Annotated in this window: 20 protein-coding genes; 10 read left to right on the top strand and 10 right to left on the bottom strand. The window is 60.4% G+C overall.

Features of this window, described 5'->3' with window-relative positions; genetic code table 11:
• Complete coding sequence (locus L0U79_RS05120; protein WP_233840804.1) at window positions 1–198, bottom strand: helix-turn-helix transcriptional regulator; 198 nt, start codon at window positions 196–198, stop codon at window positions 1–3.
• A gap of 45 nt (window positions 199–243) precedes the next feature.
• Window positions 244–855 carry a hypothetical protein gene (locus tag L0U79_RS05115; protein WP_233840803.1) on the bottom strand — a complete coding sequence of 204 codons (612 nt, stop codon included), beginning with the start codon at window positions 853–855 and terminating at the stop codon, window positions 244–246.
• A gap of 492 nt (window positions 856–1347) precedes the next feature.
• On the opposite strand from L0U79_RS05115, the gene L0U79_RS05110 reads away from it, so the two are divergent.
• The 5 genes from L0U79_RS05110 to L0U79_RS05090 all read left to right on the top strand — a co-directional run bounded on the left by L0U79_RS05110 (window position 1348) and on the right by L0U79_RS05090 (window position 7049).
• On the top strand, window positions 1348–1881 hold the full coding sequence (locus L0U79_RS05110) for a hypothetical protein (protein ID WP_233840802.1): 534 nt from the start codon (window positions 1348–1350) through the stop codon (window positions 1879–1881).
• A 91-nt stretch (window positions 1882–1972) separates the two neighbouring features.
• Complete coding sequence (locus tag L0U79_RS05105) at window positions 1973–2716, top strand: fimbria/pilus periplasmic chaperone (protein WP_233840801.1); 744 nt, start codon at window positions 1973–1975, stop codon at window positions 2714–2716.
• A gap of 71 nt (window positions 2717–2787) precedes the next feature.
• Complete coding sequence (locus L0U79_RS05100; protein ID WP_233840800.1) at window positions 2788–5499, top strand: fimbria/pilus outer membrane usher protein; 2712 nt, start codon at window positions 2788–2790, stop codon at window positions 5497–5499.
• 91 nt (window positions 5500–5590) lie between these two features.
• Window positions 5591–6673, top strand: a complete 1083-nt coding sequence (locus L0U79_RS05095) for a fimbrial protein (protein WP_233840799.1) — start codon at window positions 5591–5593, stop codon at window positions 6671–6673.
• A 97-nt stretch (window positions 6674–6770) separates the two neighbouring features.
• Complete coding sequence (locus L0U79_RS05090; protein WP_233840798.1) at window positions 6771–7049, top strand: hypothetical protein; 279 nt, start codon at window positions 6771–6773, stop codon at window positions 7047–7049.
• A 301-nt stretch (window positions 7050–7350) separates the two neighbouring features.
• Here L0U79_RS05090 and L0U79_RS05085 read toward each other — a convergent pair whose 3' ends face one another.
• Together L0U79_RS05085 and L0U79_RS05080 are read right to left on the bottom strand one after the other, a co-directional pair.
• Window positions 7351–7743 carry a hypothetical protein gene (locus L0U79_RS05085; RefSeq protein WP_233840797.1) on the bottom strand — a complete coding sequence of 131 codons (393 nt, stop codon included), beginning with the start codon at window positions 7741–7743 and terminating at the stop codon, window positions 7351–7353.
• 449 nt (window positions 7744–8192) lie between these two features.
• Window positions 8193–8939 (bottom strand): FAD-binding oxidoreductase, encoded by a 747-nt coding sequence (locus L0U79_RS05080; protein ID WP_233840796.1) that lies wholly within the window; start codon window positions 8937–8939, stop codon window positions 8193–8195.
• A gap of 96 nt (window positions 8940–9035) precedes the next feature.
• Here L0U79_RS05080 and L0U79_RS05075 point away from each other — a divergent pair, with 96 nt between their 5' ends.
• Genes L0U79_RS05075 through L0U79_RS05065 form a run of 3 tightly spaced genes read left to right on the top strand, consistent with a single transcriptional unit; the run spans window position 9036 to window position 11490 of the window.
• Entirely contained in the window at window positions 9036–9986 is a 951-nt protein-coding gene (locus tag L0U79_RS05075) for an ABC transporter ATP-binding protein (protein WP_233840795.1), read from the top strand.
• A complete protein-coding gene (locus tag L0U79_RS05070; protein ID WP_233840794.1) occupies window positions 9983–10759 on the top strand; it encodes an ABC transporter permease in 777 nt (258 codons plus the stop codon). The genes L0U79_RS05075 and L0U79_RS05070 overlap by 4 nt, the downstream gene beginning before the upstream one ends.
• 11 nt (window positions 10760–10770) lie before the next feature.
• Window positions 10771–11490 carry a pseudouridine synthase gene (locus L0U79_RS05065; RefSeq protein WP_233840793.1) on the top strand — a complete coding sequence of 240 codons (720 nt, stop codon included), beginning with the start codon at window positions 10771–10773 and terminating at the stop codon, window positions 11488–11490.
• A 1-nt stretch (window position 11491) separates the two neighbouring features.
• Here the strand turns inward: L0U79_RS05065 and L0U79_RS05060 are convergent, their stop codons facing one another.
• Window positions 11492–13042, bottom strand: a complete 1551-nt coding sequence (locus L0U79_RS05060) for an MDR family MFS transporter (RefSeq protein WP_233840792.1) — start codon at window positions 13040–13042, stop codon at window positions 11492–11494.
• A gap of 76 nt (window positions 13043–13118) precedes the next feature.
• Here L0U79_RS05060 and L0U79_RS05055 point away from each other — a divergent pair, with 76 nt between their 5' ends.
• Window positions 13119–13823: a TetR/AcrR family transcriptional regulator gene (locus tag L0U79_RS05055; protein ID WP_233840791.1), complete on the top strand. Its 705-nt coding sequence runs from the start codon at window positions 13119–13121 to the stop codon at window positions 13821–13823.
• A 118-nt stretch (window positions 13824–13941) separates the two neighbouring features.
• On the opposite strand, the gene L0U79_RS05050 is transcribed toward L0U79_RS05055, so the two are convergent.
• The 3 genes from L0U79_RS05050 to L0U79_RS05040 all read right to left on the bottom strand — a co-directional run bounded on the left by L0U79_RS05050 (window position 13942) and on the right by L0U79_RS05040 (window position 18705).
• Window positions 13942–16374, bottom strand: coding sequence for a protease pro-enzyme activation domain-containing protein (locus L0U79_RS05050; protein WP_233840790.1), 2433 nt, complete (start codon window positions 16372–16374; stop codon window positions 13942–13944).
• Window positions 16375–17026: 652 nt separating this feature from the next.
• Window positions 17027–17725, bottom strand: coding sequence for a helix-turn-helix transcriptional regulator (locus L0U79_RS05045; RefSeq protein ID WP_233840789.1), 699 nt, complete (start codon window positions 17723–17725; stop codon window positions 17027–17029).
• A gap of 26 nt (window positions 17726–17751) precedes the next feature.
• On the bottom strand, window positions 17752–18705 hold the full coding sequence (locus L0U79_RS05040; protein ID WP_233840788.1) for a LysR family transcriptional regulator: 954 nt from the start codon (window positions 18703–18705) through the stop codon (window positions 17752–17754).
• Window positions 18706–18796: 91 nt separating this feature from the next.
• Here L0U79_RS05040 and L0U79_RS05035 point away from each other — a divergent pair, with 91 nt between their 5' ends.
• Window positions 18797–19771, top strand: a complete 975-nt coding sequence (locus tag L0U79_RS05035) for an NAD-dependent epimerase/dehydratase family protein (RefSeq protein WP_233840787.1) — start codon at window positions 18797–18799, stop codon at window positions 19769–19771.
• A gap of 105 nt (window positions 19772–19876) precedes the next feature.
• Here the strand turns inward: L0U79_RS05035 and hrpB are convergent, their stop codons facing one another.
• Both hrpB and gspD read right to left on the bottom strand, forming a co-directional pair.
• Window positions 19877–22381, bottom strand: a complete 2505-nt coding sequence (hrpB, locus tag L0U79_RS05030; RefSeq protein ID WP_233840786.1) for an ATP-dependent helicase HrpB — start codon at window positions 22379–22381, stop codon at window positions 19877–19879.
• Window positions 22382–22469: 88 nt separating this feature from the next.
• Window positions 22470–24884: a type II secretion system secretin GspD gene (gene gspD, locus L0U79_RS05025; RefSeq protein WP_233840785.1), complete on the bottom strand. Its 2415-nt coding sequence runs from the start codon at window positions 24882–24884 to the stop codon at window positions 22470–22472.
• Window positions 24885–24887 lie beyond the last annotated feature (3 nt).

The raw sequence follows: 24887 nt of genomic DNA, 5'->3' as shown, positions 1-24887 counted from the left end.
TCACTCCCCTTCGGGCACGAAAATCATTTCGATCGGCAAACCGAATAAGCGCGCGATCTTGAATGCCAGCGGCAAACTCGGATCGTATTTCCCTGTCTCGATGGCGTTGATGGTTTGCCGCGAGACATCCAGCTTCTGCGCGAGGTCGGCCTGCGACCACCCGCGTTCGCTGCGCAATTCACGTACGACGTTGTTCATGAGATCGCGTGCACTCGCATGACGCGCGCAAGGCTTCGCATGCAGTTACTCATCGCCGCGCTCGCCCTTCGGGCCGCGGCGCCAATAGATGACGCCATACACCGCGCCGAACACGAGAAAGCACCCACCCGCACCACACAAAATGCCCAGGCGCAGCGCATCCAGCGACGATCGACTGAGCCACGCAAGCAGCAACACCGTCACGCCGGCGAGCAGAAACCGTGCATATTTCGGAAGCGCCGACTCGCTTTCGCAGGACAGACTCCCGCCATAAGAACGCGTCACTCGCCAGCGCGCCAAGCCATAGCTGAGCATCAGCACGGGAAAAACCCAGATCAAAACCGAGCCGTCCACCTTCATCACGCCGGCGATGCTTAGAAAGCCGCCGACCAGACTCAGTACGCCGACAACCGCGGTGGCGATGCCCAAACCGATGAGATGCGTATAACGCTCCAACTCATCGCTGGCGCGAATGCGCCGCGCGAGCATCGCAATCACGTAAATCATCGGCAGCACAGGCACGAGCGCCAGCAAGCACTTCACCGCGACGCTGTTCGTCGCGCGCACCAGCGGCCACGCCAGCAGCATGTAGGCGGTGTACATGCCCATCGCGATGAGCACACGCCGCTCGTATTGCTTTTGTGAAAGTTTTGTCATCGCACGCCTACTCAAACGGCCGACAGAAACAGTCGACCCGCGCCGATGCCAAATCGAACGAATCCGATGGCGTAATGACGATCCATTTCCCCTCCAGAAATCGGATGTAAAGCACCCTTTACATAAGCCTATTCCTGTCGAAATGGAGATGTCAAGCTTCCTTTACAGCCGAACGCCAAAAAGATGCGCCTGGTCCAGTCTGCTGACCAATCACGTCACTTTTTGACAGGCACCCCAGGGGATTTGGAGAACTGATTCACACTTTTTCCGAGTGTTAAGTAGGGAAAAGTTATTGAATTGTGTAGGGGATGTATAGAAATTTGCCCTGCTTTCCTGGCAATGTGACGGGGATCACGCTTTGGCCTGAATGTTGCTCCTTTGGGAAGCAAGGCGTGGGTCTGCTCGTTAGGGGCGGGGAAACGCCCGGCCTACCGCTAGTGCTTTACCGAACGCTGCAACCTTACCTAGACAAGCAAAACAAGGAAAATCGCAATGAAGAAGACCCTCATGACCGCTGCAGTGATCGCCGGCTTCGGCATCGCAGCGTTCGCCTCGACTTCGGCCCTCGCGGCCTCCACCGGCACCATCAACTTCTCCGGCAAGGTGTTCGCGGACACCTGCACCGTCAACGTCAATGGCGGCTCCACGGTGACCTTGCCGCCGGTGATGGTGTCGGCGTTTGGCGGCGCGGCAAACACCGTCGCCGGTGCAACCAACTTCAACGTTGCGTTGACCGGTTGCGACACGAATATTTCGACCGCACAGATGGCCTTCAGCGGCACCAACGTTGATACCACGTCGGGCAACCTGAAGAACTCGCTCACGAGCAACAACTCGAACGTCGAGATTCAGCTGCTCAGCGGCGCCAGCGTCGTCAACACCAACACGCAGGCCAACGCACCCAAGATCACCCTGACCAGCGGCGCAGGCACTGCCGCGCTCACGGCTCAGTACATCTCGACGGCCACGACCACCACGGCAGGCCTCGTGACTTCGTCGGTCAACTTCACGCTGACCTACAACTAAGTTCGGCGCCAGGGTGCTGCGGCCATGCGTCGTGGTCGCAGCACTCCATCACTGTTTGCGGCGCCGCATTGACCCTGTACAGGACACCTCGATGAAAAGCCTGCTCTGCGCAGCCCGCGCAGCCTTGATAGCGCTTTCCTTGACCGCCGTCAGCGCCAACGCGAGCGTGCTGATTGCCGGTACGCGCGTGGTATTTCCCGCGCAGGAAGGCGAAGTCACCGTGCGGCTGTCCAACGACAACACCCATCCTGCGTTGGTCGAAGCGTGGATCGACGATGGCGACGCCAACTCCACTCCGGACAAGGTCAATGTGCCGTTTCTGATCACACCGCCGCTGTTCCGCATGGAAGAGCACAAAGATCAGGATCTGCGCATCATCGCCACAAATCCGCACTTGCCCAGCGATCGCGAATCGCTGTTCTGGCTCAACGTGCTGGAAGTGCCGCCCAAGCCAAGCGGTACGCAATTCGAAGGCAAGAACACCCTTCAGTTCGCGATTCGTTCGCGGCTCAAATTTTTCTATCGTCCGGCCGGTTTGGCTGGCGATCCGGCCAAGGCCCCTGCACAGGTGACGTGGAAAGCCGTCGCCAACGCAGGCGGCTATGCGTTGGAAGTGCATAACCCCACGCCTTATCACGTCACCATCGTCAAGCTGTCGCTGGATGTTGATGGCAAGCCGTACAGCGCCGACACCGGCATGATCGACCCGCTAGGCACCTTGCGCCTGCAGATCAAAGGATTGGCATCGGCGCCGGCAACGGGCACCGCCATCGCCTACACCATCGTCAACGACTTTGGCGGCGTCACTGCCTTCAAAGGTAGCGTGGCTCCGTGACGAATCGGCGCACATCGCGCGGCGTAGCTTCTGCGCCTAAGCATGGTGTGTGCCGCCAGGTTTTGCTGTGCGTGGGAATTGCCGCGGCGCTGAGCAGTTGGACGTGCGCCGCTGCGGCACCCGCTGCGGCATTGGCCGATGCATCGGCCAGCGCGGCCGCCAACGGCGCGGATGCCAGCGCGAACGGAGGCTATGCCGACTTCGACCGCAGCATGCTGTCCGGTTCCGGCCAGAACACCACCGATCTGTCGCGCTTCGAGCATGGCAATCCGGTGCTGCCGGGCAGCTACAACACCGACATCTATCTCAACAATGTCTGGGTCGGACGCAGCGACGTGCGCTTCGCGGCTGCATCGGCCAATGCCAGCGCAACGCCGTGCGTTGACAGCGAGATGCTCAACCAGTTGAAGCTGCATCTGACCAATCTGTCCGATGAAGCCAAGGCTCGCCTGAGCGATCCGAAAGCCTGCGTTAGCTTGAGCAGCCTGATCCCTGGCGCGACCATGGCATTCGACATGACGCAGCTGCGCCTGGACACCAGCGTGCCGCAGGCGTATCTCGGCCAAATGGCGCGCGGTTACGTGAGTCCGGAGTACTGGGATGCCGGCGTGCCGGCCGCGCTGCTGAATTACAACTTCAACAGCTACCACACCGCCTCCGAAGGCCAGAGCCAGACCACCTCATATCTGGGCTTGAACACCGGCATCAATCTCGGCCCCTGGCATTTGCGCGAAGACGCTACCGTCAATTGGCAGTCCGGCGCCGCCGGTACACCGTCGCGTCGCCAGTGGCAAAACATCGATGCCTATGTGCAGCGCGATCTGCCCTCGCTGCGCGCGCAACTGACGATCGGAGACAGTTACACCGATGGCGCGGTTTTCGACAGTTACGGTATCCGCGGCATACAGCTCGGTACCGACGATCGCATGCTGCCGCAATCCTTGCAGGGCTATGCGCCTGTGGTGCACGGCGTGGCCCAGACCAACGCCAAGGTCACTGTGCGGCAGAACGGCGTAGTGCTCTACGAAACCACCGTGTCGCCTGGCCCGTTTGCGCTCAACGACCTCTACCCGACCGGATATGGCGGCAACCTGCTGGTCACGGTGACCGAAGCTGATGGCCGCACAACGACCTTCACCGTGCCGTACGCGTCGCTCGCGCAACTTATACGTCCCGGCGTCACGCGCTTCGACATCGCCGCCGGCGAGTTGCGAAACGCGACGATCCACGCTAAGCCGGCTGTGGTTCAAGCCACTGTCCAACACGGCTTCAACAATCTGTTGACGGGCTATGCCGGCATCGTGGGTTCGCAAGGCTACGGCGCTGTGCTGGCGGGCGCCGCGATCGACACACACTTCGGCGCGTTTGGGATGGACATCACCCAGGCAAACGCGCACATCCCCGGCTATTCGACGCAGTCCGGCCAGAGCGTGCGCGTCACGTACAGCAAAATCATGACGTCGACGCAGACAGCGCTGTCGGTCGCCGCCTATCGCTATTCGACGGGCGGCTTTCTCAGCCTGACCCAGGCCGAACAAGCGCGCCAGTACGCGCGCGAAGGCATCAATGCCTTCGATGTCGTGCCGCAATCGAATCTGTCGGACCAAAATCTGCTGACGCCCGCCCAGCAGGCTGCGCTCGCAGGAAGTGACTTCACCACCAATCCGATTCTTTCGACGACGGGAGTGCAGCGTCAGCGCAGCAATTTCACGCTTTCGCTCAGCCAACCGCTGGGGAAAATCGGTGGCTCCATCTACGCCAACGTAACGGCCAGCAATTATTGGAACCAGCATGGTAACGACACACAGTTCCAAGTCGGCTACAACAACCATTTCCATCAGATCAGCTACGGCATCTCCGCGACGCGTTCGGTGGATCCGCTCGGCCGTTACGACAACCAGTATTTTGTGAGTTTCTCGCTGCCGCTGGGTCACAGCGAACATTCGCCGACCTTTATGCTGAACCTCAGCCACGACCAGGAGACGGGTTCGCAAACGCAGGCGATGTTGAACGGTACGTTGGGCAGCGACAACCAGTTCAACTATGGCGCCACCGCGACACACACCGGTGACGGTGGTGGAAACGCAGGCTCAGTGAACGTGGGCTATCGCAGTCCGTTCGCGGTATTCAATGCCAGCTACGGCGACGGCGGCGGCTATTCGCAAGCATCGGTCAGCGTGAGCGGTTCCGTGATTGCGCATCCAGGTGGCGTTACGTTCGGCCAGCCGATCGGCGACACGGTTGGCATCGTCTATCTGCCGGGTGCCGCCGGTGCACGCTTGACCAATTCACCCGGTGCGCGCGTCGATCGTTTCGGCTACGCGGTGGTGCCGTACCTGATGCCTTACCAGCTCAACACCATCCAGATCGATCCCAAGGGATTGCCACTGAATGTCCAGCTCGATGCCACCAGCACGCAGGTCGTGCCCCACGCCGGCGCGGTGGTGATGATGAAGTTCAAGACGCATAGCGGCCGCATGTTGATTGTGCAGGCGCGCCTCGAAAATGGCGTGGCTTTGCCTTTTGGCGCCGAGGTGTTCGACGACAAAGGGGCCGCGATGGGTGTGGTCGGTCAGGCCGGACAAATCCTGCTGCGCGGCGTTGGATCAGCCGGCCAGTTGACAGCGCGCTGGCAGGATAACAGCGGTGCCAACCATTCTTGTTCGTTCCCCTACAAGCTTGCGGACCACGCTAAAAACAAACAAACGCGTGTCGAGGAGATCAATGTGACCTGCTCGATGGCGTCGCCTACCATGGCCATGACGGGCGAGCAGGGGCAATGAAACGTATGAAATACGGATTCGCTTGCGCAGCCGGAACCACCGTTCACCGTTTTGTGAAAGCGGATGCTGCTATTGCATTGCGGAGACCGTCATGACACAAGCCGTCTCGCATCGACTGCACTGCGCTCATCACCGACATCTAAGCTGGTGCGGATGGTTACTGATGTTGTTGGTGCTCATCCTGGCGCCCATGGGCAAGGTGGACGCACAGACGAGCGGTTGCATGTTGGATGGCAGTTCGCCGGCCACGCAAGGAACTACCAATTTCAGCTTGCCGTCGACGATAACGGTCTCCGCCAACACACCGATTGGCACCGTATTGGCGACATCATCGGTCACACAGACCAATCCTGTGCCGGTTTACGACTGCGCCGGCACTGTCCCTTACGGCATCGTCAACAACGTGGGCACGACGCCGGGGGCTGGCGTGGGCACCTATCCGACCGGCATTCCCGGTATCTCGTACGAGATCGTGCGCGGCGGCACGACCGAATATTCCTGGCCCAATTCCAGCTTGAATACAGGTCTGCGCGGTTGCACTTATAAGAACGGGCAGCAGGCTTGGAATTGCCCTGACGGAACGACGGCCTACCAGTTCAGCGTCACGACGCAACTCAGCCTTGTCGTCACCGGACCCATCAGCAACAGCACGGTTCCGGCCGGCGTGCTTGGATATTGGCAGTGGCAGGCACTCGGCAACGGTGGCGCAACCTCTACAGCGCAGATCGTCGCTTTCTCCCTGGCCAATTCGGTCACCCTCGTCATCAACCCGTCGTGCTCGGTGACCGCTAATCCGGTCAACGTCACGCTGCCGTCCATCAGCAGCGCGTCGCTGGGAAGCGTTGGCGCTACCGCAGGCACCACGCCTTTCGCGATAGCGTTGAACTGCCCAAGCGGAGCAGCGGGCGCGACGTTGTCCATTCAGCTGGACTACAACGGCACCGCCTCCGGCATTCAAGGTGTGCTGACGCCGACCGGCGGCAGCAGCGCGGGCGTGGGCGTGCAGGTACTCAACCAGTCCAGCAATCCGGTGACGTTCGGTACGCAGCAAACAGTCGGCACGATAGCCACGGGGTCCAGCAACATTTCGTACTTTGCACGCTACTACCGGACTGGAACCATCACCCCGGGCACGCTGCAAGCATCGGCGACCTTCACGCTGCTGTACCAATAAACAACGGCCGTCGTCTTTTCGTCGCGGGGGCTAAAGACCCGCGTAAAATCCAACCAGCAATCACACCGCCGCCACTCTTTCCATTCTGGTGAACTCCATGAACAAACTCGTCGTATTTGCCATCAGCATGGTGTTTGTCAGCGCGGTTCATGCACAAGCGGCGTCACACGCAAAACCCGCGCCCCGTATCAACAAAGCACCAACGAATGCTTCCGTCATTCAATCGGGGGCCCCTGCATCGTCGACAAACCCAAGCCACGCGGTCAACACGCCCTCGGTAAGAGGAAACGGTGCTCCCGCATGCTTCCAAGGTTCGGCGACAAAGGACAACCCGACGACGGCGCCCTGCCGCCATGTCAAAACAAGTCAAATTTGAACGGTTGCCATAGGGCCTGTTCACACTATTTGCGTAGCCCGCGTTGTCGATGAGTGGCCGCCACGCGGCAGCGAGCGGCACTTCAGGCGCTCGATAGCATCTGGCGCAAGCCGCTCGTCGTAAACAGAATGACTTGCTCGTGTCAGAGGCGGCTGTATATCTTCAGCGCACTGACCGGCGCGTCGAAAAATCGTAACGTTCCTGCACAGCCCATCGCCATCGCGCGGACTTCGTGCACAAATCTGTTATGCGCAAATGGACGCTTAAGTTTTCGAAGCTGCGTCCCGATAAATACGCCGTGTCAGTCGTAGGTCTGCGTCATCAACACGGGGTCCGCCGATCCTGGCTGAGCTGCACGGACATAGCCGGCAAAGTATCTGAGTACGTGATCGGGCTCCGCGTTGGACAGATGCACGACTTCAATATCGTAAGGGCGGTACGCGTCCGTTACGACGCCCGCGGTCGTTGGCTCTAAGCAGTTCCGTTCAATAGGCCGGTGCGTTTGAGCAGCGTTGAAAACCTGATTCATCTCGCTGGGTGTAACAACAGCACTGCATGTCGGCTCCACGACCGCACCGACAAAGGTAATGGTCCCGCCCTCGATGTTTCCGCCGCCACTCGCCCGCACGGCCGAAGACGCGAACAACATCGCGACCGAGCAACTCGTCAAAACCAACCACCGTTGTGCACGCATAGTGCTGCCCTCCACCGGCCCCACGCGTTTCGCGGGTACCTGAAGGCACCAATCGGCTGCGGTGCGCCGGCCTTAAGAGCCTCCGCCGGGCAGGGTTATGGAATTGCGAAGTGCGTCACACTCTTTATGAGAATCGACCGTCAAAAGACTCGCGCGCGTCGGTTTTCACTGCATTTGTGTCGGTCAGGTGAATTCTCTGTAAAACAATTGCTTACGTTCGCATATTCGGCGAGCGAGACGCGTTGGTTATTTGTCGCGATCGTCATCGGAACCGGGAGGCGTTTCGATCCGTCGGTTCAAGGGCAGTTGAACCGTCACGGAAAGGCTTTCTCTTGGGACCGATGCGTCATGGTGATGACGCTTACGCGACGTGTCATCTCGCGCACTTTCCTTATCGGCAATATTTCGACGCGCTTTAGATCTAATGAAAAACTTTCATACGCCAAGCGTCAGCGAGACGAGATGTACTTCTCGCGGCGGATCTGCGGAATCGGCAGGCCGCATTCCTTCAAAGCGTTGAACGCAGCGTCGACCATGTTCGGATTGCCGCACAAATACGCGATATCTCTTTCGGCGGCGGGCTGCAATTCTTGAAGCACGCTTTGCACGTGGCCTGGACGATCGTTGGGCCGCGGCACCGCGCGCGGCTGACGGCTGAGGCATCCGTAGAACGTGAAACCAGGATGCGTCTGCGCGAATGCTTCGAATTCTTCGCCGTACAACAGCTCGGTTTCGTTGCGCGCGCCGTAGAGCAGCACCACTTCGCGATCGCCTTTGGCGAGCAGCTTTTCGAACAACGGCAACATCGCGCGATACGGCGTGACGCCGGTGCCAGTAGCCATCAACACATAACGCGGATGCGCGTCGGCATCCTGCAGGCAGAAGCGTCCGTACGGACCGCTCGCCTCGATGGTGCCGCCGATCTCCAGTTCGCTCAGAAGCTTGGTCGCGGCGCCGCCGTCCACGTAGCTCACCGCGATTTCGATCTGCTGCACCGGCGCATGGCCGTCGCCGACGGTGGCAATGGAGTAGCTCCGCTTGGTGGCGGCGCCGTCGTCGTAGTGGAAATGGATCTGCAGGAACTGGCCCGGGATAAAGGCCAGCGGCTGTCCGTCGACCCGCTCGAACACCAGATGGCGCACGGAAGGCGCCAGCATGCGGCTGTCGGCGAGGCGTAGGGTGAAGTGGTCGGCCATGCGGGTATCCAGGGAGAAACGGTGAGTACGCCCGGCCGATCCGGTCGTCGGGACAAGGCCCGCTATAATAGAGGGCTAGACCCATCGGTGCAGCCCATGTCCCCCACTCCCGCACTTGTCGTCGAAAATCTCAAGAAAACCTACGGTAACGGCGTTCAGGCGCTTAAAGGCGTCAATCTGACGGTACAGCCCGGCGATTTTTTCGCCTTGCTGGGCCCCAACGGCGCCGGCAAATCCACGCTGATCGGCATTCTCTCCTCGCTGGTGAATTCCACCGAGGGCGACGCGCAGATTTTCGGCGTGTCGGTGAACAAGCGCCGCAATGAAGCGATGAAGCTGATCGGCCTGGTGCCGCAGGAAATCAACTTCAACCAATTCGAAAAGCCGTTCGATATCTGCGTCAACGAAGCCGGCTTCTACGGCATCCCGCGCAAGATCGCCGCCGAGCGCGCGGAGAAGTACCTCAAGGAATTGCGCCTGTGGGAAAAGGCGCAGGACCAGGCGCGCATGCTTTCGGGCGGTATGAAGCGACGCCTGATGATCGCGCGCGCCATGATGAACGAACCGCGCCTGTTGATCCTGGACGAACCCACCGCGGGCGTCGATATCGAAATTCGCCGCTCGATGTGGCAGTTCATCAGCGGCATCAACGCCGCCGGCACCACGGTGATTCTCACCACGCATTATCTAGAAGAAGCCGAACAGCTCTGCCGCAATATCGCGATCATCGATCACGGCAACATCGTGGAGAACACCACGATGAAGCAGTTGCTGTCGAAACTGGACGTGGAAACCTTCGTGTTCGACGTCACCAATCTGCCGAACGCACTGCCATCCCTGCCCGGCATTACCTTCCGCCGCGTCGACGATCACACGCTGGAAGCGGAAATGCCCCGCACGCAGGCGATGAACGCCTTGTTCGACACCTTCAGCACGCATGGCATTACGGTCACGTCCATGCGCAATAAAACCAATCGCCTGGAGGAGTTGTTCGTGCGACTCGTCGAAAACGGCAGACAGGAACCGGCCAAGGAGAAAGTCGCGTGAGTAATTCGGGCAATCTCGTTGCGCTTTACACCATCGTCCGCCGCGAAATCGTGCGCATCATGCGCATCTGGACGCAGACGCTGATTCCGCCGGCGATCACGATGACCTTGTACTTCGTGATCTTCGGCAAGCTGATCGGCAGCCGCATTGGCACGATCCAGGGTGGCTTCAGCTATATGCAATACATCGTGCCGGGCCTGGTGATGATGAGCATCATCACCAACAGCTACGGCAATATCTCCAGCTCGTTCTTCGGCGCGAAATTCCAGCGTTCGGTGGAAGAGATGTTGGTGTCGCCGATGTCGAACTGGGTAATCCTGCTTGGTTACGTCACCGGCGCCGTCACGCGCGGTTTGGTAGTCGGCGTGCTGGTTTTATTGATCGCTTTGCTTTTCACGCATCTGCAGATTGCGCATCCGCTGGTTACGTTTCTTTCGGTGCTGTTCGGAGCGACGATTTTTTCGTTGGCCGGTTTCGTCAATGCGATCTACGCGAAGAAATTCGACGATATCGCGCTGGTGCCGACCTTCGTGCTCACCCCGCTCACGTACCTGGGCGGCGTATTCTATTCGGTCAGCATGCTGAGCGAGCCATGGCAGTCGATTTCGCGCGTCAATCCGATTCTCTACATGGTCAATGCGTTCCGCTACGGCGTGCTCGGCATCAGCGACGTGCAGGTCGGGATCGCCTTCGGCGTGATGTTGATGTTTGTGATCGGTTTGTCCGCAATCGCGCTGAATCTGCTCAAGCGCGGCGTGGGTCTGCGTTCGTGATCTGCTGAACGATGCGCGTCAACAAGTACATCAGCGAAGCGGGTTTGTGCTCGCGCCGTGAAGCGGACGAGCTGCTGCTGGCCGGGCGCGTCACCATCAACGGCGAAGTGGTGAGCACTGGCGCCAAGGCGCTGGAGGGCGACGAGGTGCGTGTCGATGGCGAGATCGTGCATGCGCGCATTCTCGGCACCACACCGTCGGCCAAACGCGCCGTCTATATCGCGCTGAACAAACCGGTGGGCATCACCTGCACCACCGACCAGAGCGTGGACGGCAACATCATCGACTATGTCGACCACCAGGAACGCATCTTTCCGATTGGACGCCTGGACAAAGATTCCGAAGGTTTGATCTTGCTCACCAGCAACGGCGATATCGTCAACGAAATTCTGCGCGCGGAAAATCATCACGAGAAGGAATACCTGGTCGCGGTCAACAAACCCGTGACCGACGAATTCCTCGCCGGCATGGCGCGCGGCGTGCGCATCCACGGGCAGATGACCAAACCCTGCCGCACGCGCAAGATCGCCAAGTTCGGCTTTGGTATCGTGCTGACGCAGGGGTTGAATCGACAGATCCGCCTGATGGCGACGGAGTTCGGTTACCGCGTCACGCAGCTGCGCCGCGTGCGCATCATCAACGTCAAGCTCGGCCATCTGAAACCGGGCCAGTGGCGCAATCTTACCGATGCGGAACTGAAAGGCCTGCTACCCGGCCGCACGCAGTGGTGAATCAGTGCCGCTTGCGCAGCGGCACGTCTTCCAGCAACCAGGTCAACGCAAACGCCAGCAGCATCACGACGGCGGCGATGTCGTACATTGTGTGCAAGGCGCTGCCGAAGGCGTTCAAGTAGTTCGCACGGACCGCATCGGGTAGCAGATGCACGCTGTCCGGCCCCAGCGAATGCGGTAGCACCGTGCCTTGCGGAAGCATCGCATCCAGTCGCGCATGCAGACCATTCGCAAACAGCGCGCCGAACGCCGCCACGCCGATCGAGCCGCCGATAGAGCGGAACAACGTGGTGGCGGATGTCGCCACGCCCATGTGTTTGATATGCACGTTGTTCTGCACGGCAAGTATCAGCACTTGCATCACCATACCCAGCCCCATGCCGAGCAGGCAGATGTAGAGGTACAGATAGCCAATAGGCGTATCGTTGCTCAACGTGCCCAGCAAACCCATGGCGATGCACGACAACAGCGTGCCCGTAATCGGAAAGATGCGATAGCGACCGATGCGACTGATGATGCGCCCGCTCGCAATCGAGCTCACCGTAAGACCCAACATCATCGGCAACAGCTGCATACCCGCTTGCGACGGCGTGGAATATTTCACCACTTGCAAGTAGAGCGGTAAAAACGTCATCGCGCCGAACATCGACATGCCGATGATGAAACCAACTAGGCAGCAAAGCAGAAACGTTCGTTCCTTGAACAGCGCCAGCGGAATGATCGGTTCGGACGCGTGACGCTCCTCGTAAACAAATCCGCCCAACGCCACTACGCCAAACACCAGCGTGAACCACAACTGCCCCGACGACCACGGCAGAATCACGCCGCCCTGCGTGGTAAACAACACCACGCACGTGAGCGCGGTCGCCAGAAATGCGGCGCCCATATAGTCGATTTGATGCTTGACGTGTGCGACATGCGGTCTGAACACCGCGCCGATTACCGACAGCGCCACCAAGCCTAGCGGCAGGTTGATATAGAAAATCCAGCGCCACGAAAGGTGCTCGACCAGAAAGCCGCCGATCAACGGCCCGATCACCGTCGCCAGCCCGTAAATGGCGCCGAACATACCTTGAAACCGTCCGCGTTCGGCAGGCGGAATCACATCGCCGATGGCCGCCATCGTCACTACGAGCAATCCGCCGCCGCCCAATCCTTGCAACGCACGCATCAGGATGAGCTCCATCATGTTCTGCGCCAGACCGCAGAGCGCCGAACCGACCAGAAACACCACGATCGCCGCCTGCAATACGATCTTTCGGCCGAATAGATCGCCCAGCTTGCCGTACAGCGGCACCACGATGGTCGACGTGAGCAGATACGCCGTCACCACCCACGAAAGACGTTCCAGACCGCCCAATTCGCCAACGATGGTCGGCAAGGCGGTAGAGACGATGGTTTGATCCAACGCCGCCAGCAGCATCACCAGCATCAGCGCCGAGAACAACAGCCGGATCGGCGGATGTTCCGGCTGCGGCGACGGCGCGCGCTGCGGCTCGATCCCTTCGAAGGAATGCGCGGTTTCGTTATGCAGAGCGGAATCGGCGCTCATGTTCAGGCCGTTTGTAATTAATTGACGAGTTAATTAATATATAGTGCACTGGTCAGTTCAGTCAATGGTCGCCTCGATGGCTCTTCAGCAAGCCGATAAGCCCGCATCGCGCACACCGAAAACGACGTTGCGCAAAAAAACGGCCGCCCGCCGTCCGGGACGCCCGTCAGGCTCGGTCAACAAAGTGGAACAACGCAATCGCCTGCTCGGTGCGGCGATGAAGCTGTTCGCACGACAAGGCATCGCCGAAACGACGCTGTCTGCGATCGCGCGCGAAGCCGGCGTCACGCCGGCGATGGTGCACTACTACTTCAAGTCACGCGATCAGTTGCTGGATGTCTTGATCGACGAACGCATTCAGCCGCAACGCCTCGCCATCGGTGAAGCGTTCAAGGTCGATGTCGACGATCCTGTAAAAGTAATTACCAATCTGGCGGAGCAATTGATGCACACCGCCACGCATCATCCGTGGTTTCCCGCCCTGTGGATGCGCGAAGTGATCAGCGATAACGGCATTCTTCGCGAGCGCATCCATAAGCGCCACGGCAAGCCGCAGTATCAAGCCGTAATCGATGTTCTTGCGCGCTGGCAAAAACAAGGTCGCATCAATCCGGATATCGAGCCGTCGCTGCTGTTCGTATCTATCTTCGGCCTTATTGTGTTGCCGCTGGTCGCCTCGAAATCCTGGAACAACGATCCGGCGAAACAAAAACTCACGCCGGAAGATATCGCCCGACACGCTGTGGCGTTGCTCACACGCGGTGTAAGCCCACCCAATTAGTGCAAAAAAGGGCGAGCTGTCATCCCCTGCACGCTGCGGAATGACAACTCGCCGAAGTTGCCGCGCTAACTGCGCATAGGTTGCGCGTCCCTGCGCGGGGTCATCCTTGAAGTGATGCTTACTGCGCGTTCAACTTCACCTCGCCCACCACGAACGAGGTTTCGGCGCCGCCGGTGCCATGCTGCGTACCGGTGAACTTCAAGGTGAAGGTCTTGCCGATATACGAAGCAACGTTTACCGAATATCCGGTATAGGCCGAATTGGCGTTGAGGTTGGAGTACGTCGCCAACGTGGTGGTGACGCCGCCGCTGATCGCTTGCACTTTCAGCGTATCGATCGCCGACGAGGAGGTTTGCGTGGTGTCGATATGCAGCTGATAGGTCAACGTCGCCGCGGTATGGCCGGACGGAATCGTCACCGACTGCGACAACGTATCCGTATGCGCGACGCTATAGCCGTCCAGCCACATAAACCAGCTGCCGGTATACGGGCTTTCGCCCGTGCAGTAATCCGCGCTGCTGCTCTGGCTGCTGCACAACACGCCCGAGCTCGCCGTCCACGACGTCCCGTTAGTGAAGTCCGGATTGGCGATCACTTGCACCGATCCACCGCCGCCACCGCTGCTCACCGTGACGGAATGACTGACGCTGTTGGTCGCGCCTGTGTTGTCGGTCACTTTGAGCGTAACGGTGTACGTGCCCGCAGCCGTGTAGGTGTGACTCGGGCTTGCGGCGGTCGACGTGCCGCCATCGCCGAACGTCCACGCATAGGCGTTGATGGTGCCGCCAGTATCGGTGGAGGTGTTGGTGAAGTTTACGGCTAAGCCGCTCACGCTATCGGTGAAGGCTGCAACCGGCGAGCCACCCGTCGACGTGCCGCCACCTGCCAGACTGCTGAACTGGCTGACGATCGCGCTGCCCCAGCCGGTGGTGTAATCCCAACCGGTGGCTGCGTTTTCGCCGCTGTTGTTGCCGGACGTCACGTCGTGGAACGCTGCGGCATAGTTGCTCGCCGACGACTGGGCCACTTTGTAGATCACGGGCGATGCAAAGCCGAGGCTCGTGCCATTGGCTTGCAACACGCGCGCCCACATGCCCACCGCGAGCGGCGCTGCAAGGCTGGTGCCGCCGATCTGCTGATTGGCTTGGCCGTCGACATACACCAGTGCGCCGCTATCGGGACTGGCGTCGAACGCGATATCGGGCACGCCGCGATACGTTTGGTTGGTGACGCCCGCCACGCCCTTCTGCCAGCTCGGAATCGGCTCGAAGGTGCTGGGGCTGCCGCCGGTCGCGCCTTCGCTTTCGTTGAGGTTGTTCCACACCGTTTCGCTCTGCCACGTGGTGTTAGGGCTGGTGTAAACCTCCGTACCGCCCACGGCCGTCACGTATTGCGAACTCGCCGGCCAGCTTGGCGTCACGCCGCCATTACCGCATTCGTCCGCGCCGGAATCGCCGGCGGAAACGAAGAAAGTCTGACCTTGTGCAACGGCCTGCTTGAAGGTGGTGTCGTTCGATGCGGCAGCGCCGCTCGACTGCGCATCGGTTTCGCATTCGCCCAGCGAAACGTCGATGGCCTTCAAGTTGTTGTCCGACACGATCAGGTTGTAGTCGGTGGCGAGACTCGCATCGGTCAAATCAGTCGCCACGTAGAACGTATATTGCGACACGTTGGTGAACGCGATGATGTCCTGGCTATCCAGATCCCACTCGCCGTCGCCGCTGGTGTCGCTGCCACTGGTATTGCCCTTGTAACTGATCGATACGTTCGGATACGTCGCCGCCAAATCGCTGGAGATATTGGTCATGCTGCCTTCGGCTACGGAACCAATCGGCACGGACGTCACGTTCGCCATGCTGCTAGCGCCATAGATCGACGGAAAATCGGAAGGTGCATGCCCCACCGCCGAACCCGTCGCGAACGGCGTCACGTTATGCGTGTGCACGACGTTCGGATTGAGCCGCTTGGCGAACACATGCGCCACATGCACGTTCTGCATGCCGAGCACCGATTTGACGACACCCTGCAAACTGCCGGGAATCTGCACGGCGCTGTTGTTGGCGTACGCGTCGCGACCTTCCTTCGTTTTCACATGCACAAAGGTCGTATTGAACGCGGTCTGCGCGGAATCGGCGTGACCGTCGGCTTCCACCAACGCGCGATTGGGAGCGATCTTGACGTTGCTGAAGCCGGCCTTGGTCAAGTAATCGACCACGGCTTGCGCTTGCTCTGCGGTGGGCGCGTATTGCGCATTGAATTGCGCGGAGGTCAGCGGCTTGAAGCCGGGTTTGGCGATGTAGTTGTCGAGTTGCTGCTCGTTGCGCAGCTTCAGCGTCACAACGACATGCATCGGCTGCGAAAAGGCCAGCGGCCCCATCACTTGGTCGCCACTGCGCAAGCTGGCGGCCGGATGCAGGTTGACCATGGCGGCGGAACTCGCCGCAGCCGGATTGCCTGCGTCCGATAGCGGCGCCGCTTGCACGTAAGCAGCGTTGACCGCGACCAGGCCCAATGCAATCAGCATGGCCTTGGAACGAAAACGACTAGACATATCTCACTCCCCAGGAATGTTGAGGGCGCACGAACCCGATGAGGTCGCACGAACCTCACGACAGTGATGTCGCGCACACACGCGACGCGGATTGGAACGGTGGAATCCCCACGATCCCCGCGAGCTTCGGCGCTCTGCTGCTCCCCCCTCGCTCCCTTTGCGGGCAGTGCCGAATGCAACGCTCGAACGACGCATCCCCTTGCCACTGTGCGCCGTCAAGGAATCACTCGCCGAGGTCCGTGTGGCGAATGTTTTCGAAAGTAGCCAGCGAAAAATAATGCGTCAACGTGATTGTTTTGCAGAGGACGCGAACACAAGGAATTCACGACGCGCCACGTGCATCTTCAATCGACCGTTCGTCGCGCGCGATGCCGCGTGTGGTCGAAGCGCGCACAAAATTTCCTTGTGTATCAAGTCGTCGACTATCGCTTTGAAGGCGCGCGCACTTTGCCGTTCACGCACAATTCTCCAATTCGCTCGCTTCGGCGACATGAAGCGGCAATCGCGACGGCGCTCTTAGCAAGTTAGCCGCAAGCTTTTGTCTTGAAGCATGCACTGCGACTTCACATTTGCACGATCCAACCGTTCGCCCGCTTGCGTGCGCTTCGTGAAGACGCATCGACATGCATGAACCCCCGCTAACCTGCCTGCTTCAATGCTCGATGCGAACGCCGAGATCGGCGAGTCGACGCAAGCCATCCGCCGTCGGCAACAACGCGCGATTGCGTTGCGCCTGTCGCAGCCATCCGGCATCGAGCATCGCACTCGTGATCGCAACGCCGAGCGCACCGCCAAGATGAAGACGGCGCTCCGTCCAATCCAGACAGCCGCGCCCGCGCAAATGCAACAAACGTTGCGTCGAACTCGCCTGCCAACCGGCCTGCACCAAAGCGTCCGCCGCCGGCGGCAGCAGACACATGCCTTCGCTTTCAGCACGCAACCAACCGCGTTGCAGCCAGGCTTCGCACAGCGCCACGCCCAGCTGCCCCGCAAGATGGCGATAGCACGTCCGCGCACGGCACAGCGCCGCATCGCGCGGACTGGATTTGGGCACAACGCGCGTCGCATGAGGCAACGCCATCGCTTCCAGCCAAGCCGCAACATCGTCACTTGCCAAACGGTAATAGCGGTGGCGCCCTTGCTCATGCAGACCAAGCAGGCCGCCGTCGAGCAAGCGCTTCAGATGCGCACTGGCGGTGGCCGCGCTGACGCCCGCGACGTTCGCCAATTCACCCGCGGGCCGCATGGTGCCATCCATCAGCGCAAGCAGCATTGCAGCGCGCGCCGGCTCGGCCAGCATCGCGCCCAGCTCGGCCAACTGATAACGGTTGAGTGGGCTGGCTTCGTTCATGCGTAAAGTCTAGTCCGCACGCGCTTTCAACGTTTCGTTGCAGATCGAAGCGTGCGCGATGTGCCGCGCTTTTTCTTTGACGGAGAACCGGGCTGCGCATACGCAATCAGCGCGGCTGCGAGGTGGTCGTACAACGCGCGCGTCAAAGCATTGCGGCGCAGATCCTCGTGCATCGCCAACCACGTATCCATATTGAGTTCAAAGCTGTCTGCCAGCAGCCGCACCAGATTCGGATCGCGCTGCGCGATACCGCTCTGGCAAAAACCAATGCCATAACCGGCGCGCAACATCGCCAGCATGGCGAGATCGTTGTCTGTGCGCAGCGCGAACAGCTCGCGCGTATAAGGCAGGCCTGCGGGTCGCATACTGCGGATATACGGCGTTTCGCGATCGAATCCGATCAACGCATGCGAGGAGAGATCCGCCATCGTCTTCGGATGGCCATGCGCTTCCAAGTAACGTTTGTGCGCGTAAATGCCCAACGGAATATTGCCGATGCGGCGCGCCACCAACGCATCCTGCACGGGACGCCCCATGCGCACGGCGATATCGGCATCACGACGCAGCAGGTTTTCCATCTGGTTCGAGAGCGACAGTTCGATGACTGCACCCGGATGCATCTTGCGAAACGCGGTTAGCATCGGTGGCAGCACTTCCACGCCGATCACGTCGCTGGCCGTGATGCGCACCACACCGGACATCGCATCGTGACGCGTGGTAGCAGCGCGCCGCAACGCGGCCGACGCCGACGCCATCGCTTGCGCGTGCGGCATCAAGGCGTGCGCGAGGTCGGTCGGCGACAGACCTTGCGGAGAACGGGCAAACAGCGAAACGCCGAGTCTTTCTTCCAACTCGCGGATATGCCGGCCGAGGCTCGGCTGCGTCATGCCCAGCATGCGCGCCGCGCCGGACAGACTTCCTTCGCGCATCACCGCGAGGAAGGATCGGTACAACTCCCAGCCGGGCTCTTCGTTAGCCATACATATTTGTATAACAGATCAACGTTATTAGGCAATTTTCTTTGATCCGCGCGACGCCCAGAATGTGCACAACTTCCACGGAGACACGGTCATGCGTACATCCAAAACTGCATTGGTTATCGGCGCCAACGGCGGCATCGGCCGCGAGGCCTGCCTGGCGCTGAAGCGTCACGGTTGGCAAGTTCGCGCCCTGGCGCGCAGCGCGCCTAGCGAGCGCGACGGCATGGAATGGGTGCAAGGCGACGCCATGCAGCGCGCCGACGTGCTCGCGGCGGCACAGGGCGTGGACGTGATCGTGCACGCAGTGAATCCACCTGGCTACCGTCAATGGGACAAACTGGTGATGCCGATGCTCGACAACACCATCGCCGCCGCCAAAGCGACCGGTGCGCGCATCGTACTGCCCGGCACGATCTACAACTACGGCCCCGATGCGTTTCCGTCGCTGCGCGAAGATTCGCCGCAGCATCCGCACACGCGCAAAGGCGAGATCCGCGTCGACATGGAACGCCGCCTTGCCGATGCCGCGCGCGAGGGCGTGCGCACCCTGATTCTGCGTTGCGGCGATTTCTTCGGCCCGCATCCTGGCAACAACTGGCTTTCGCAGGGATTGCTCAGCATAGGGAAGCCCGTGAAAACGGTTCGCTATCCCGCCGAATACGCGCACAAGCATGCATGGGCATACTTGCCGGATGTGGCGGAAACGATGGTGCGTTTGCTTGAACGCGAACACGATTTGAAGGCATTCGACCAGTTCCATTTCGGCGGTTACTGGCTGGACGGTCACGCCATGACCGATGCGATACGCCGCGCCGCGGACAATTCGCAGATCGCGCTGCGTCGCTTTCCGTGGTGGATGATCTCCTTGATTGCGCCGTTCAACGAGACGCTGCGGGAGACGCTCAAGATGCGGTACTTGTGGAAGACGCCGATCCAGATGGATGACTCCAAACTTGTCACGTTTCTAGGCGGCAAGCCTTATACGCCGCTCGATGAAGCGCTGCGCACGACGCTTGTTGGTTTGGGCTGCGCAGACATCGATCACGCACACTACAAAGCCGCATAGCGGTCGCATGAACCAACTCCCTCCCCTACGTGTAGTAGGGGAGGGAGTCATCGGAGGCAACGTGAAGCAGACACTGAACATGCATCCACCTCGCCACTGAAAACACTAAGTCCCTCGCGGCTTCGCACGATGCGTCGGCGTCGCCGTCCACGGATCGTCCGGCCACGGATGCTTGGGATACCGCCCCTTCAATTCCTTCTTCACCTCGGGATACGTGCGCTCCCAAAACCCCTTCAAATCTTGCGTGACTTGAATGGGACGGCCCGCAGGTGAAAGCAGATGCAAGGTCACTGGAATACGACCGTTCGCCACACGCGGCGTATCGGCAAGGCCGAATAGTTCTTGCAACTTGACCGCCAACACCGGCGCTGCTCCCGGACTGTATTCGAGACGACGCGTTTGACCGCTCGGAACGGTGAGGCTGTCAGGCGCTTGCGCATCCAGAAGCTTGCGTTGCTCGTAGTCGAACAAGGCAGCGAGCGCTTGCGAAAGATCGTCTTCCGATAACGCATCGAGCTTGCGCTTGTTTTGCAAATAAGGTGCGAGCCAATCCTCCAACGTTTCCAGCAAGCGGTTGTCGGAAACATCGGGCAATCCAAGTTCCGGCACCCATTCGCGCAGCGATTGCATGCGCAAGCGCAGGCGCCGCCCATGCTCGCTCCATGGCAACGCAGCGAGACCGCGCTGACGAATCGCGGCCAGCAGTGCGGGAACGGCGTCTTCCGGCAAAATCGGAACGCTGCGCCGCTCCAGTACGATCGCGCCGAAACGGCGCTCTTCGAAGGCCTCTACGATCGCACGTTCATCATTCCACCGCACGTTGCGCAGGCGTTGGAACTGCGTGGAGTAATCTTCTTCCAACACGCGTGAATCGAACGGCGCCGCGGAAAGGATCAGGCTATCGCGCGCTTCGTGCCGCAGATCCAGTACGACCAGCCACGGTTCGCCCATCAATGCGGTTTGATCGTGCAAGCGCGCGCCACGACCGTTGGCGAGCGTGTAACGCAAGGGATTATTTTCGTCCTGTCGCGCAATGCGATCGGGGAATGCATGGATCAACAAATCGCCAACCGCATGACTGTCCGGCACGCCGCTTGCCGCGCTACGCATCTTCAGGCGCTGACGCCAACCTTTGCTGGCCTGTTCGATCGCCGCCAATGCGCCCGCGTCCGCTCCGTGACTGGAGCCGGTCGCGCTGCGTCGGTCACGCCATGCATGCAGCGCGGCGACTCGCACGCGAAAGTCGTCGCTGCGTGCTTGCTCTCCACGCAATGGCGAGCGTGCATCCATCAACGCGAGCAAATCCGCAACCAGAGCATGCAAGGTTTCGGGCGCGCGCAATGCTGCCGCACCAAGACGTGGCGTGGCGCCTAACTCGAGCATGCGGCGTCCGAGCGCGGTGATGCGTTGCTGTGTGTCGAGTGCGCCGAGACGTGTGAGCAGATCGCGCGCTTGCGCAAGCGCGCCGCTGGGCGGTGGATCGAGCCAGGGTAATTGCGCGCTGCCCCACGCTGCCAATTCCAACGTGAGACCCGACAACTCCGCTTGCGCAATTTCCGCTGTGCGCGATGCATCGAGCCGTCGGCTTTGCGGCCATAAGCGATAAGCGACGCCCTCGGCGACACGTCCCGCGCGGCCGGCGCGCTGATCGGCAGACGCCTGCGAGATATTTACTGTCTCCAAGCGCGTAAAGCCTGAATTAGGATCGAAACGTGGCTCGCGCGCGAGGCCAACGTCGATCACCACGCGAATGCCGGGCAAGGTGACGCTGGATTCGGCGACGTTGGTCGCTAATACGACACGGCGCATGCCCTCTTCCGCCGGCGCCAACGCGAGTTGCTGCTCGGCCAACGATAATTCGCCGTGCAATGCGACGACATCGAGATCGTCACGTTGCACCGCCTGATTCAGCATGCCTTGCAGGCGCGCAATCTCGCGACGGCCCGGCAAAAACGTCAGTACGTCGCCATCGTTTTCTTCCAGCGCCTGTCGCACGACGCGCACGAGATGTTGCTCGACGTTTTCCTGCGTTCGCGACGGAGGATAGTCGATACGAACGGGAAAGCTGCGGCCTGGGCTGCTGATGCGCGGCGCATCCAGCCATTGCGCAATGCGTTCGCCATCGAGCGTGGCAGACATCACCACCAAACGCAGATCAGGCCGTAAGGTGTTTTGAATATCCAACGCAAGCGCGGCGCCAAGATCACCCGCGAGATGCCGCTCGTGAAATTCGTCGAACAGAATCGCGCCAATACCGGTGAGTTCGGGATCGTCTTGAATCAGGCGCGTGAGAATACCTTCCGTCACCACTTCGATGCGCGTGGACGCACTGACTTTCGATTCGAAGCGAATGCGATAACCCACCGTCTGGCCGACTTGCTCGCCCAGTTGCTGCGCCATAAATTGCGCCGCCGCGCGCGCCGCGATCCGGCGCGGTTCGAGCATTACGATCTTTTTGCCGTCGAGCCACGCTTCGTTGCGCAACGCAAGGGGCACCTGCGTGGTTTTGCCGGCGCCGGGCGGCGCTTCCAGCACCAGTCGCGGCTGCTCAGCCAGCGAGGCGCGGATATCCGGCAATAACGGCGCGATGGGAAACTGCGGTGCATTCATGCACACGATGATAATCGGTCCGCTGCCGCATCCGGACCGCGCGTGCGAAATCCCCTCCTCGCTCTACACCGAGGAGGGGCGCGATGCGTTATCGACGCAACGGATATTCCAGCGGCGGAGGCGTCTGGCCACGCAGCGGCGCCAGCGACTGGAATTTCTCCTGGTATTCGTCGGTGATCTGCTTGGCATCGTCGCTGTCGGTAATCACGCGCGGGGTAATTAGCACGATCAGTTCCTGACGCGTCTTGTTATCGCCGGTGCTGCCGAACAACTTGCCCAAGATCGGAATCCGATTCAGACCGGGAACACCGGTGTTGCCTTTCGTGACCGCCGACTGGATCAACCCGCCAAGCAACACCGTCTGACCATTTTGCACGCCAAGCTGCGTGGCGATCTGGCGTTGCGAAATGGTGTAGTTGCCTTGGCTGTTGGCCGTGCCATTGATCTGGCTGACCTGCTGATCGATGTTGAGATAGATCAGGCCACCCGGGTTCACGCGCGGCTGCACATCGAGAATGATGCCGGTTGGGATGTATTGCACTTCGCCCACGGTGGTGCCGGTGCCCGTGCCCAGGCCGGTGTAATAGGTCTGATTCACCGGCACCTGATCGCCCACCTGGATATGCGCGATCTGGTTGTTGAGCACGACCAGCGACGGTGCAGAGAGCGTCTTGGTGTTTTGGTTGGTTTCAAGCGCGTTAATCGCGACCTGGAATTTCTGGTTCGAACTAAGGAACGAATAGAAGAATGGTTGTCCACCGTAGGTGTTGGTGGACGTGCTGCCATTTCCGATGCCGCCACCCAAGCCGATCATGCGATGCGCATACGGATTGCCCGGCGTGATGGTGCCGTTGTTGTCCGTGGTTCCGGCCAAGCCCTGCAGATACCACTGCACACCGAACTGGAAGTCGCCGGTCAAATCCACTTCGAACACGCGCGTCTCGATCTGCACTTGCAACGGCGGCAGATCGAGTTGTTTGACGACGCCGAGAATTTCCTGCCACTGCGCGGGACGCGCGCGCACCAGCAATTGATTGTTGGCGCTGACCGAGCCGATGCGCACGCTGCCGTCCTTGGAGCTGTAGCCCTGATCCTGGCTTTGCGTGTTGGCGAGGCCGCCGTTCATGCCCACGCCGTTGACGGCGGTCCCGCCGCCGAGACCGCCGGTCGAGGATGAGCCGAATCCACCACTTGTGCCGGACGAATAGCCCGTCGATCCGATACCGCCGCTGCTGCCACCCAAGCCGCCGGACGAAAGACCGCCAGAGGAACCTGTGGTGCTGCCGAAGCCACCTGCAGTGCTACCCATACCGCCTGCCGAACCGCCGCCCGCGTTGTTGCCGATGCCGAGCGTGGTGGCGCCGCCTGCGCCGGGCGCGACGCTGCCGCCGCGATCGTTGGAACCACCACCGCTGCTGTCGGTGTAGATCTGCGCGAGGTAATGCGCCAGATCCGCCGCGCTGATATTGCGCACGTCGTAGACATAAAGTTGCGGCTCGTTGCCACCGCCCAGATCGATCTTCGCGATCCAGTTGCCGATTTCGTTGAGGTAACTGGGTTGCGTGCTGATCACCACCAGTGCATTGGTGCGCTTGATCGGAATGAAGCGGAACATGCCCGCCAGCGGCGTGTCGCCTTTGGTTCCGAACATGCCGTCGAGCTGCGGCATCAGATCTTCAATCTGCGCGTGCTGCAGGTTGAATACGCCCACCGACATGCCGCGCAACCAATCGACATCGAAGGTGCGAATGGTGCGATTGTAATTGGCCAGTTCGTCCGGCGTGCCGGACACCACGAGCACGTTGCGCGCGTTGTCGACGAGCAAAATGGAATCGGCGCGCGCAAACGGCTTCAACAGTTTTTGCATCTGATCGGCGGAGATGTAATGCAGCGGAAACAGCCGCGCTTGCAATCCTCCGGCAGGCGCAATGGCGCCGAGGCTCGGCGCGACATTGCCGGCAACCGCATCTTTGTCGGGCATCACGACATAGCGCCCGTCGGTTTTCACCAGCGCGTTGTGCGTCCAGGAAAGCAGCGTTTCCAAGATCGGCATGGCCTGGCTGCTATCGACCGGTTCGGACGTGGAGAACGAGATGTTGCCCTGCACGCCCGGCACGATCGTGTAGTTCTCGTGCAGCAGATCGCCAAGGATCGCTTTCACCACCGCCTGCACCGGCTGATTTTCAAAATTGAACGTCACCGCGCCCGCGCCCGACGCGGGACGACGCGGCGTCGCCAGCGCAGTGGGCTGCACGAATTGTCCGGTTCCGGGTTTGATGCTCGCTACCGACGGCGCCGGCGGCGGATTATTGAGGTTGCTGTTGAGCGCCTGCGGTTGCGGTGCGGGCTTTTCAGTGCCCGCGACCGCTTCGCGTTCGAGCTCGTGATTGTCAGGCTGCGCCAACGGCCGATTGTTCGCGCAACCGCTCAGGAAGACGACCAACGCGATCGCGCCGATTTGCAGGCAGCGGCGTGGATAGGTGTGCATACGCGTGTTGGACATGTG

Source organism: Dyella sp. 2HG41-7, assembly GCF_021390675.1.
Lineage (GTDB): Bacteria > Pseudomonadota > Gammaproteobacteria > Xanthomonadales > Rhodanobacteraceae > Dyella_B.
Note: the sequence above shows the minus strand (reverse complement) of the source record. Positions and strands in the feature narration are given on the sequence as shown.

Coding starts and splice junctions, on each gene's coding strand:
- L0U79_RS05120 (WP_233840804.1), bottom strand. CDS start 198: ATGAACAACGTCGTACGTGAATTGCGCAGCGAACGCGGGTGGTCGCAG.
- L0U79_RS05115 (WP_233840803.1), bottom strand. CDS start 855: ATGACAAAACTTTCACAAAAGCAATACGAGCGGCGTGTGCTCATCGCG.
- L0U79_RS05110 (WP_233840802.1), top strand. CDS start 1,348: ATGAAGAAGACCCTCATGACCGCTGCAGTGATCGCCGGCTTCGGCATC.
- L0U79_RS05105 (WP_233840801.1), top strand. CDS start 1,973: ATGAAAAGCCTGCTCTGCGCAGCCCGCGCAGCCTTGATAGCGCTTTCC.
- L0U79_RS05095 (WP_233840799.1), top strand. CDS start 5,591: ATGACACAAGCCGTCTCGCATCGACTGCACTGCGCTCATCACCGACAT.
- L0U79_RS05090 (WP_233840798.1), top strand. CDS start 6,771: ATGAACAAACTCGTCGTATTTGCCATCAGCATGGTGTTTGTCAGCGCG.
- L0U79_RS05085 (WP_233840797.1), bottom strand. CDS start 7,743: ATGCGTGCACAACGGTGGTTGGTTTTGACGAGTTGCTCGGTCGCGATG.
- L0U79_RS05080 (WP_233840796.1), bottom strand. CDS start 8,939: ATGGCCGACCACTTCACCCTACGCCTCGCCGACAGCCGCATGCTGGCG.
- L0U79_RS05075 (WP_233840795.1), top strand. CDS start 9,036: ATGTCCCCCACTCCCGCACTTGTCGTCGAAAATCTCAAGAAAACCTAC.
- L0U79_RS05065 (WP_233840793.1), top strand. CDS start 10,771: ATGCGCGTCAACAAGTACATCAGCGAAGCGGGTTTGTGCTCGCGCCGT.
- L0U79_RS05060 (WP_233840792.1), bottom strand. CDS start 13,042: ATGAGCGCCGATTCCGCTCTGCATAACGAAACCGCGCATTCCTTCGAA.
- L0U79_RS05055 (WP_233840791.1), top strand. CDS start 13,119: ATGGCTCTTCAGCAAGCCGATAAGCCCGCATCGCGCACACCGAAAACG.
- L0U79_RS05050 (WP_233840790.1), bottom strand. CDS start 16,374: ATGTCTAGTCGTTTTCGTTCCAAGGCCATGCTGATTGCATTGGGCCTG.
- L0U79_RS05045 (WP_233840789.1), bottom strand. CDS start 17,725: ATGAACGAAGCCAGCCCACTCAACCGTTATCAGTTGGCCGAGCTGGGC.
- L0U79_RS05040 (WP_233840788.1), bottom strand. CDS start 18,705: ATGGCTAACGAAGAGCCCGGCTGGGAGTTGTACCGATCCTTCCTCGCG.
- L0U79_RS05035 (WP_233840787.1), top strand. CDS start 18,797: ATGCGTACATCCAAAACTGCATTGGTTATCGGCGCCAACGGCGGCATC.
- hrpB (WP_233840786.1), bottom strand. CDS start 22,381: ATGAATGCACCGCAGTTTCCCATCGCGCCGTTATTGCCGGATATCCGC.
- gspD (WP_233840785.1), bottom strand. CDS start 24,884: ATGTCCAACACGCGTATGCACACCTATCCACGCCGCTGCCTGCAAATC.